Source organism: Candidatus Cloacimonas sp. (assembly GCA_039680785.1).
GTDB lineage: Bacteria > Cloacimonadota > Cloacimonadia > Cloacimonadales > Cloacimonadaceae > Cloacimonas.
Genome location: JBDKSF010000054.1, coordinates 1 through 10,791, shown reverse-complemented (window position 1 = coordinate 10,791; position 10,791 = coordinate 1). Strand labels below are relative to the sequence as shown.

The 10,791-nt window shown below is 40.1% G+C and carries 6 protein-coding genes; all 6 read right to left on the bottom strand.

All coding sequences use genetic code 11. The features are described 5' to 3' along the window. Positions 1-195: 195 nt before the first annotated feature. Positions 196-3,732 (bottom strand): choice-of-anchor J domain-containing protein, encoded by a 3,537-nt coding sequence (locus ABFC98_03505; GenBank protein ID MEN6445094.1) that lies wholly within the window; start codon positions 3,730-3,732, stop codon positions 196-198. Between the two features lie 342 nt (positions 3,733-4,074). Next, positions 4,075-5,853, bottom strand: coding sequence for a hypothetical protein (locus ABFC98_03500; protein MEN6445093.1), 1,779 nt, complete (start codon positions 5,851-5,853; stop codon positions 4,075-4,077). Further along, entirely contained in the window at positions 5,843-6,955 is a 1,113-nt protein-coding gene (tgt, locus tag ABFC98_03495) for a tRNA guanosine(34) transglycosylase Tgt (protein MEN6445092.1), read from the bottom strand. The genes ABFC98_03500 and tgt overlap by 11 nt, the downstream gene beginning before the upstream one ends. Next, on the bottom strand, positions 6,956-8,254 hold the full coding sequence (gene rseP / locus ABFC98_03490; protein ID MEN6445091.1) for an RIP metalloprotease RseP: 1,299 nt from the start codon (positions 8,252-8,254) through the stop codon (positions 6,956-6,958). Positions 8,255-8,284: 30 nt separating this feature from the next. Further along, on the bottom strand, positions 8,285-9,028 hold the full coding sequence (locus tag ABFC98_03485; protein ID MEN6445090.1) for an OAM dimerization domain-containing protein: 744 nt from the start codon (positions 9,026-9,028) through the stop codon (positions 8,285-8,287). Beyond that, positions 9,025-10,581 carry a lysine 5,6-aminomutase subunit alpha gene (locus ABFC98_03480; GenBank protein ID MEN6445089.1) on the bottom strand — a complete coding sequence of 519 codons (1,557 nt, stop codon included), beginning with the start codon at positions 10,579-10,581 and terminating at the stop codon, positions 9,025-9,027. The genes ABFC98_03485 and ABFC98_03480 overlap by 4 nt, the downstream gene beginning before the upstream one ends. Positions 10,582-10,791: the final 210 nt, after the last annotated feature.

The window sequence follows — 10,791 nt, the reverse complement described above, 5'->3', positions numbered from 1 at the left end:
TGGGTTGACCAGAAGGTCAACCCTCCAGGAAAAACGATGCCCTCGTCGTTCACCTGACAACAGAGTTATATTGTTTCCGGTATATTTTAGGATAGCTTGATAGTTTGATTGTTGTGGGTTGACCAGGAGGTCAACCCTCCTGAAAAAAACCCCGAGCCAATTCAGCCCGGGGTTTATATTACTTATTAGGTTCAATTACTTCATCATTATCATTTTTTTAGTGCTGCTATACTTTCCAGCGTTCATCTTGAAGAAATACACGCCGCTTGAGACAGGGCGGTTATTTTCGTCCAGACCTTTCCAAACGACAGAATAGTCACCAGGAGCTTTAGTTTCATTAACCAGAGTAGTTACTTTCTGTCCTTTAAGATTATATACATCAATTGTAACTGGAGTATGATCTTTTACACTGTAAAAAATAGTGGTTTCCGGATTGAACGGATTGGGATAATTTCCCTTCAATTCCGTCCGCACCATAGAAGCCAGTTCATCCTCGTTACTAACAATATGACCGCCTTCACCATGAATGCTTACATCATCTACAAAAAAGATGAATGCATCGTTAGAAACGCAGCGAATTCCGATATATACATTTTGGTTATCATAAGCAGAGAGATCGTAAATATACTCTGTCCAGTTAGCCGGAACTTCCACATAATCGTTTCCGGTTATATATTGGAAACTTTGAGGATTAATTTGAGGCAGAGTAGATACTCCGATTCTGAATCGTTCCATACCATATTGAGCAGTATGGCTTTTCGCGTAGAATTTAAGAGCTGCATTCGTTCCCAGATTAACTCGTGGAGTAATCAACCAATCATTATTGGGAGGAGTTGTAGCTGCAAAGCTGGCAACCATTTTTGTTCCACTATGAGGAATGATAGTTGTCACCGGAGGAACAGTGGAAGCAGGATTGAAAACGATATATGCCATAGGACCTTCGCTACCGGGAAATTCGATCTCCGAAAAACCATAAGTTGTGGATAAATCTGCATCCAATAAAGTCCAGGGTGCAAACACAGTTGCAAAATCAGGATATCCTTCAAAATCATCGGTAAAGAAAGCCGTTGCTAACTGAACATTTACAATTGCCTGAACAGTTGCAGGGACTGATTCTCCTGTGGAATAGACACTGCTCACACCATAGGTATAAGTTCCGTTGGCTAAATCTATATCAGCGTAAGTTGTAACATCGGGATCGGAAATTGTGTTGATGAGAGTTCCATCCCTATAGACCTTATAGCCAGTTATAGCTCTTTGGTTTAAAGTATCAATATTTTTGTGTAATAGGGCAAGTTCACCGCTGCTTCTTACGGAAGGATGAAAATCAGCAATCGGTTTCAGTTCCATTTTTTTCAGGGTAGCGCTATTCTCTACAAAGGTCTGAATCAACCAATTATAAGTAAGAGACGCATTGATCGTGCTAAGGGTTGACCAAGCTCCCTGAAAATACATCATATTGCCTTTGCCTTCAACCTGTGGACCGTTGTCACAACCGGCAGGATATCCCGCTTGCGTATTACAATTAAATCCAACCCAAACTTCGCTATTAGCAGGAATAGTAACAGGAGTGGTAAGAGCATGCACATTCCAGCTATCTATTACTGGATTTTGAATCTGCTGAGAATAAACCAAGGTTCCAGCATTAGTAGCGCTTCCGCCCGTCCAGATTTTCACTGTATAAACACAATTAGCTTCAGCAGGAACAAATTTAACCTGAGTTATAGTATCTCCTACATAAGAAGCAAGATCAGCCACATGCCAACGATGTGCCACATCAAAATTAGCAACGGAATTGGTTCCAATGCTATTTCCCAATACATCGTTGCACCAAGTAATCCACTGTCCGGGAGGAGGTGGTTCAGGATTTCCCCAATTCAAAGTAACATCGTTACCATCCACGGTCGCTGTTAAATTTGTAGGTGGTAACAAAGGAGCTACAATAGTTACACTTACAGGACCCGCAGGAACTGATTCTCCCGTTGTATAAAAGGCAGTAACTGTATAGCTGTAGGTTCCAACCGTTAAATTTGTATCATCATAAACAAGAGTAGAAGCACTATTTATGGTGTTGATCAAAGTTTGATTGCGATATACCTTATAACCGAAAAGTTCACGATTGCCACCTTCGGTATATGCCATATTGGCGACAGGTGCCTGCCAGGTTAAATGCACATTGTAATAATCTTGTATTGTAGCAGTTAGATTCTGGGGAGGATTTAACTGTTCTACAATGTCCGTTACGCTGAAAGTATCCAAATAAATGTAGAATTTGTCAGCATCACTATGACCGTGAAAACCAATGTAATAAGTTCCACCCGTCACAGAAGGTAATACTATTTCAGCTGTTTCATAGGCAGTATTGGTAATATTCAAATTCTGCCATAGTAAATTTGTTAAACCTGCTGCCGTAGGTGTAGTTCCCCAATAGACAGATAATTTTTCCACATAGTTTGATCCGCCTCCACAATAATAGAATTTTATCTTATAATTGTGAGTATCAGTGAATACAAGCGGAGGAGACATCAACCAGTCATCCATAGCCAAAGTAGTGTTATAACGAATACGCATAGAATTGGGAGTTGTCTGCCCATTAGCGTTATAGGATTGCCAAGTGTAAGCATCATTATTGGCATTGATAACTGTCCATCCGAGAGGCAGATCTGGAACAGTTACCAGATCAAAATTCTGTTCATAAGGATAGGTAGTAACGGTTGGATCTGCCAAAACCGTAAAGCTCCATACAGGACAATCACCTGCATCTCCAAACTGGTTGAAGGGCACAATTTTCCAATAATAGGTTGTGTTGTAACTTAGGTCGTTGGCAGGATCGAACACCGTTGCAGTTTGGATAACACCACTCGCTATATTGGTAGGAGGATTGTCGGTTCCAAAATAGACCTTGTAACCATCTACAATGCCTCCACCCGTAATCCAAGTAAGATTGGAACCAATAGGAACATTTATAGCTCCATTGGCAGGATGAGGATTTTGCGCTGCCAAAGGTGGTTCACCTGTTACCGGAGGTGTGAAAGTAAATGTTAAACCATTAGCAGGAAATACAGAAGCACTTAAAGTGCAATTTCCGTTATTCGCAGTTCCAGCTATAGTAGCAGACCAGTCAGTTGTAGTTGTCCGATTATTAAAATCGGCATTGGAATCACCTCTTAAGCCAACCTGCACAGTAGCAGCAGTTGAAGCAGTTACAGCCGTAAAGGGTCCGTAAACAAAGACCACCTTATTGTCATTTTCTTGCAGTTGAATTTGAAAAGTAAAATCATCATTTGCCGCTGTAGTAGGACTTCTCCGCCAATTTTTCCACTGAATGGTAAAAACCCGATTAGGAGCTGTTCCACTGCTTAAGGACATTAGAGTTCCACCTGCTCTGGATTTGAGATCGCGGGAAAGGACTGCAATAACATTGTTAGTAGAGGTTCCAGAACTGATTGGAACTGTGCTTGTAGCTACAGTATCACCCATAGCAATAAAACCATTGGAAGCGATGCTGATTGTAGTATAGTCAACACCATTATAAGTAAAAGTGAAACCCAGTGGAATGGCTAAAAAACATTCATTGTCATTTGCACTGGTTCCGTGAGTTGTTCCCCCACTGATTTCAGTAAATGTTCCCAGAATTGACTCAAAAGAGTATTCATTAACAGTTGCATACGCAACAAGGGTAATTGCTGAAAGCATCAGCAGAAGAAGGAGTTTGTGAACTTGTGATTTCATATTATCTCCTTTTCTTGATAATTAACAAATTCTATCAAACAAGTATTAAGGTTGGCTGAAATTAGTCCTTTCAAAACAACCCATTTTGACCTCTTAATAAATATAGCTATACTGTCAAGCAAAACTTATTCCCCTCCGAAAGAAAAAAAGGAAGAACTGCGATACCTACGAATAATGATTATAATCAGTTGTAATAAAGAAAGTTATATAGCTTTATTAGGCATTCCGTTTCCGCAATATAAATGTTAACAACATCCAATTTTCTCATCTTTGCCTCATCTTCCTTCACACTTATTTTTTTCTTTATGTAAAGCAGGACTACACATACTTCCCACTTACTGATCACTGAAATTTGTAGGTCTGTGGCTTCTTGCCAGAGAATTCAGGAAGTTCGATTCCCCGATTTGTGGACAGAGATATTTTCCATTCTCCCTTACTTGCCTTTTTTTGATTCAGAGCGAAGCAGAGCTCTATGGAATCCCAAATTAAGGCAGGATTATTTACTTTTATACCGCCCCCTTCGGTCAGCAGAATATTTTTAGTACTTATATCAGCTAAGTCCGTTGCCCCAAAAGCGCAATCCAGAAAGGCAAAGAGTCCTATATTAAAACCCCAAATTTGCGAGGGTAAAGCAAGATCGTTTTCAATACTGGAGCGCAGGATTTTACTACCTTCCAGATTCCAAATACCTCTATAGCCCGAAAGGGAGGAAACATTCATTTGCTCCCTATTCAAGCATTTACTTCCGATAATTAAATTACTGTTGCTGAAAAATCTGCTGCGGCAACTGCCATATATTTGTAAGGGTGAAATATAAAGAGGTTCAACGGCAATTATGCTTTGTTCCAGCCCATCTTGAGCCAGATATGTTTCCAGAGCGCTAAATAGATATAAATATGAGCCATTGTCATATTTATCTGCCCAAGAGCAATGTGTCCCCAGAAAACAACGATTGCGAAATTCACCCCATTCATAGCCAAGCAAGTTTTCCCATAAGTAACCAACCGGCAAAATGTTATTTACCAAATAGGTGTTTACATTTCTCAGCGCCGTATAGCTTGTTTTACTGAACGCCAGGGAACTTAAGGCAAAGATATTTTCGTGCCAGGGTTTACCTATATTTTCGCTAACTTCAGGCCTTTCCGGAAACCAATTCCTTTCCAGAGCCAAGGCAGCATATTTGTAAGCATTAGTCAGATGATTCGGATAACCAAAACTATGTGCATACCAGGAACTTAAGGTTATTTTTTCAGAAGCAATTGTATCTGCAGGCGGATGAACATCATAATCCCTTATTTCCAAACCTCCGGAATGAGGAGTGGCAGGATATAGAAATGGATGGCTGAAATACAAATCCCGGGTTTGCTTACCAGGATAGTATAGCCAATAGGCATCCGCACCCCAAAAAGTTCCTTTAATGTTGGCATTTTTAAAATAACTCTCCCAGCTAAGGGTCTTCATTTCTTTAGGGTTGATATGCCAGATGTGTTTTAGTCCTAGCCCCAAGCCAAGTATATTTTGTTCATTTATCTTCAAGCGATATTTTTCGGTGGAGATAATTCTGCCAGAGAGTTCCAGTGAAAATTTATCGCGCACCAGAACGAAGACATCTACGGTATTATCCTCATTTTCACTAATCAGAAATTCCGCTTCTCTTAGATATGACAGGTTTTTGATATAGGCAAGGTTGCGATTCATAACTTCTGCATCTATCATATCCCCTTCGGCAAAAAACAGCATATTTTCCAAAGTCCAATCTCGGGTTTTATAGTGCACTTGATTTCCCAAAGCCAAAATCTTGTTATATATATGCTTATCTGATTTATTGGTAAGCAGATCAAAAACATCCAAATTAACTATGAAAATATTACTGATTTGTTTACCGGCATATTGTTCAAAACCAGTGTAAGTATCCAATTCCTGCTCGCGTTCATTTTCCACTTTAAATATGAGAGGATAAACTTTTTTATACAGCCAATTCCCCGTCCAGGGTTCCGGAACCTCTATGTGTATGGAATCGGAAGCACTAATTTCTTCTTTTTCTTGGCAAAAAAGACCACTTTTAACAAACCAAAAGACAACAAAGCAAAGACCGTATAAAACAATCTTCTTACTGAACAATGGTATCCAAAACCGGGAGCATTTCTGCCAGAAATTCATTCCATCTCTCTTCCAGAATTGCTTTTCTTGCCAATTGCATCAGTTCTTGATAGAACCATAAACTGTGGATAGTAGTTAATCGCATTCCCAAAATCTCGTTCATTGTAATTAAATGTCTGATATATGCACGGCTGAAATGAGTGCAAGTATAACATCCGCATAAAGGATCAATGGGCTTAAAATCATCTTTATAGCGTGCCGCCTTAATGATCATTTTTCCATAACGAGTAAAGATACTTCCTTTGCGAGCATTACGAGTTGGCATCACACAATCAAACATATCAATTCCACGATCTATATTATTCAATAAATCACTGGGAGTTCCCACCCCCATCAAATAGCGAGGTTTATCCACAGGCAAAATGTCATTTAATAAGGAAGTAATTCTAAAGAGGTCTTCTTTTTCTTCTCCCACGGCAAGACCACCCACTCCATAGCCGGGAAAATCCATTTCCATTAAAGCCAAAGCAGATTTTATTCTTAAGTCCTCATAAATTCCACCCTGAACAATTCCGAAAAGTGCCTGATGTTCACTATTGGTAAAGGCATTTTTGCCTCTTTCAGCCCAATCCAAAGTTGTAGCCAGCGATTTTTCTACATATTGCCTGGTAGAAGGATAAGGAGGGCATTCATCGAAGCTCATAATTATATCTGCACCAAGAGCTTCCTGAATTTCTATCACTTTTTCGGGAGTAAATATATGAGGCGAACCGTCAATATGAGATTGGAATTTTACGCCTTCTTTACTAATTTTGCGAAGTCCTGCCAAACTCATTACTTGAAAACCACCGCTATCCGTTAAAATGGGATGATTCCAACTGATGAATTTATGTAAGCCACCCGCCTTTTGAATTAAATTATGCCCAGGACGCATATACAGATGATAGGTATTGCCCAAAATTATTTGTGCCTGCACTTCTTCCAATTCTTTGGGGCTCATTGCTTTCACTGTTCCCAAAGTTCCTACTGGCATAAAAACCGGTGTTTGAATATCTCCGTGGTCAGTTTTTATCACGCCGGCTCTTGCCTTTCCGGATTTCTTTTGTAAAGAAAAACTGAACATCTATTGCCTCAGCGAGAATTGCCGAATAAGCAGCTTGGAAATATCCGCATAGAAAGCATAAATCATTAATAGCAATAGCAATGCAAAACCAATTCTTTGTAAAAACGCTTGCACTTTTATCGGAACCGGTCTTCTGATAATTCCTTCTATAATGGCAAAAAATATATGTCCCCCATCCAAAATCGGAATGGGTAAAAGATTCATAATCATCAAAACCAAACTGATGGAGCCCAGAAAAATAATTAAGGAACCAATACCGCGTTGGGCAACTTGCTGACCCATTGTAGCAATCATAACAGGTCCACCCAGGTTATTTTTCAGCTGCTCCGGTTTTAAGAATAGTTTATATAAGCCCACATAATTCATCGCAATAAAATTGATAGTGCTGCGTGTTCCGTAATTTACTGCCTGAGAGATATTATATTTTGTAACACTTTTCACTGGCATATATTGGCTGATCCCAATCATTTTCTGATCACCCATCGAGACATTTTCTTCCAAAGCTATGGTTCGTTTCACAATTTTCCCGTTGCGCAAAATGGTCAGTTCCACCCCTTCCTTTTTAGAGCCAATTATTCTTTCCCGCATTTCATACCAATCGGAAACATTCACACTATCCACTGCCAAAATTTTATCTCCGGGTTTTAAACCACCTCGCCAGGCAGGCATTCCCGTAAAGACCTCACCGATTATTGTATCAACTTTGGGCTCCAAAGATTTTAGTAATGAATCAGCTTGGGCAGAACTAACTTCCAGAAAGGTCCGTTGCCCGTTATGAATATACTCGATAGTATTGGTCTTTTCATTTGTAAGTATAAGCAAAAATTCCTGAAAACCCTTAACTGGCTTTCCATTTACGCTTACAATACTATCCGCCGGACTAAAATATTCCGCCCAAATTCCTTTGGCATTTTGAACAACTGGCAAAAGGTCCTCTTGCTTTTGCGGCAGCATAAAGGCAATGATGAATAGTAACAGCCCCAAAATTACATTAGCAAAAGGTCCGCTAAAGGCAATGATGGCTCTTTTAAACCAGGAAGTTCCTAAAAAAGTGCCTTTTTCTTCATTATCCACATATTCTTCCGGATTATCACCTTGCATTTTAACATAACCGCCCAAAGGAATCCAACCCACTCGATATTCAATGCCATTTTTTTCGGCTTGCCAAATTGCTTTGCCAAAACCGATGGAGAATTTTTCCACTCCAACCTTAAAATACAGGGCAGCTAAAAAATGCCCGAATTCATGCACAAAAATCATCAATCCGAAGGCGATTATCGTTATTATTAAAGACAGCATAAATTAACGCTTAAACCTTTTCAGCATTACTTATTTTAGGGCTTTTCGTTTTGCCAAGGTTATGGCAATATAGCTGGCAACATCAGTAGCATAAGATCCAGCTCCAAAACCAGCATCATAACCAAGTTCGATGGCAAGTTCATAAGAAATGCGCGGTCCACCACAAATAAACAACATTTTATCGCGCAGACCTTCCGCCTCGGCAAGTTCAATCAAACGCGTCAAATTCTTTATATGAATGTTCTTTTGAGTAACCACTTGCGAAACCAAAATAGCATCGGCATTCACTTCTCTGGCTTTGGCAAGCAATTCTTCACTGGGAACTTGAGCGCCCATATTTATGGCATTAAAACTATGATAGCGTTCCAATCCATATCTATGATTGTAGCCCTTCATATTCATTATGGCATCAATTCCTACGGTATGAGCGTCACTTTCTATGCAAGCGCCGACAACTATTATTTTTCTACCCAAATGTTCTGCCACGAAAGCATCGGTTTCTTCCATCGTCAGCACCGGTGTTTCCACTACTTTTACTTTTATTTTACTGATATCTACACTAATGGAAGTTACGGCATAAGCGATAAAATGAGTAAAACCCTCAGTCAAATCTTGCATACTTGTAATTTCTGCTTCTTCAAAACCAATTTGCATAAATAATCTATTCGCTGCTTCTTTTCCCAAAGCATCGCAGGAAACAGGCAAAGTGAACGAGAGCTGCATTTTGCCGTCATTTAAGGTATCCCCATAGGGACGAATGATATTTTTGCTCATAGCTTAAGCTCCTGTTTCATACTTTCCATAAAAGGATTATAGTAGTCATTGTCTTTTATAAATACACCTTCCAGACCTTTTCCGCCATTTTCGGGACGCTTAATTTCTGCAAATTCTCCTTTTGCCATAGCGCTAAACAGCCCTTCTTCGGCTACTTTTTCCAGAAATTCCGTCGCTTGAGCCAAGACCTCGTTGGCTCTTTTATTAATAAAACTATCTTCTGTCAGACAAAGATTTTGGTTTAGGTCTTTAACCGCCTTAAATATGTATTGAGCATTTTCTATGGCTAAAGCTCTATCTGCCAAATGAGGAGTGTGAATTGCTTCCGTCATCATTCCTAAAAGCTGAACCCCCTGCTCAGTTAATTGCCCAATAAAATTGAACATTGCATTCAGCAGATAGGTCTTAAAAATATTGCCACTGGCAAACTTGGTTGGAGGCATATATTTTACCGGTGAATTGGGAAAGAGGGTCTTAGTTAAAAGAGCGTGTGCCAATTCATAACTAAAACTGTTTTCCAGCTCCGGATCAATCTCAAAAGCATGTCCCAAACCCATTTTTTCCGGTTTTATTCCGCTTAAAATGGCAAAACTTTCATTTATCAACTGGCTCGCGGTAACCGTATATGCCTTTTCCACAGCATCGGAAGTTGTTAAATAATTATCTTCTCCGGTCTGAATTTCAATGCCCGCATACGCATTGATCATTCGGGCAAAATATTGATCCAATAAAGTTCTTTTGGGGTTAATGTCTCTGAACAAAATGCCATACATAGCGTCGTTTAACATCATATCCAAGCGTTCCATTGCCCCCATGGCTGCAATTTCAGGCATACAAAGTCCACTGGCATAATTAGTTAAGTGTATATAACGCTTTTCTTCTTCCGATACCTCATCCAGCGCTTTCCGCATAATCTTAAAATTTTCCTGCGTGGCAAAAGTGCCACCAAAACCCACCGTAGTAGCTCCATAAGGCACATAATCCAAGAGGGACTGAGCCGTAGAACGGATAACGGCAATGGCATCAGCGCCTTCTCTTGCCGCAGCCCTGGCTTGGGTTACATCTTCATAAATGTTTCCCGTAGCGACAATTACATATGTAGCTGGCTGAGGACGGGGCTGATATTTTGCCAGCAGTTCTTCTCTTTTTTCCTTTTGCGCTTTTATCTGTCCCAATCTCTTTTCTACCAAAGGATTAAGGGTATCCATAATTTCTGCGCCTTGAGCAAGAGGAATTTGAGTAAGCTCCAAACCTTTATAGGCAACTGCTTCCGCTACTTCCTGAGCAGTTAGCCCTTTCTTTAACATAGCATTAGCCACCCAGATCGCTGCCCCTTTCGGCAGAGCGGAATTTTCCACCAAATTATCTATCACTACATTGGGCAATGGTTTACCATCTTTAAGGGCACCATCTATACCCATCAAGCGCAAAACCGTCCTCTCCGTAGCAACCGTAGAATAACCCTCAAACAGCCAAGCAAATGAATTCGTTATCTTTACCGCCGCTTTTCGGGCTCGGGATACCATTTCCCGATTTAGATTCAATTTTAACATTTATCTCTCCATTATCAAAAAAAGTAAAGTTATTGCATTGCTTTTTGAAGTGCTTGTAAAGTCAAGTGTTTTTGTTTCTTCCCTACTTGATTCTCTTATGCCTCTCCTCCTCCTCTCCTCCTTCACTCGTCGTTAAGGATGAGTTGTGGTGGGGTGGATGACGAGTGGAAGTGAAGTAGCTTGCTGGAACAAATTAGCTAACTATTTGGT

Coding starts and splice junctions, on each gene's coding strand:
- ABFC98_03505 (MEN6445094.1), bottom strand. CDS start 3,732: ATGAAATCACAAGTTCACAAACTCCTTCTTCTGCTGATGCTTTCAGCA.
- tgt (MEN6445092.1), bottom strand. CDS start 6,955: ATGTTCAGTTTTTCTTTACAAAAGAAATCCGGAAAGGCAAGAGCCGGC.
- rseP (MEN6445091.1), bottom strand. CDS start 8,254: ATGCTGTCTTTAATAATAACGATAATCGCCTTCGGATTGATGATTTTT.
- ABFC98_03485 (MEN6445090.1), bottom strand. CDS start 9,028: ATGAGCAAAAATATCATTCGTCCCTATGGGGATACCTTAAATGACGGC.
- ABFC98_03480 (MEN6445089.1), bottom strand. CDS start 10,581: ATGTTAAAATTGAATCTAAATCGGGAAATGGTATCCCGAGCCCGAAAA.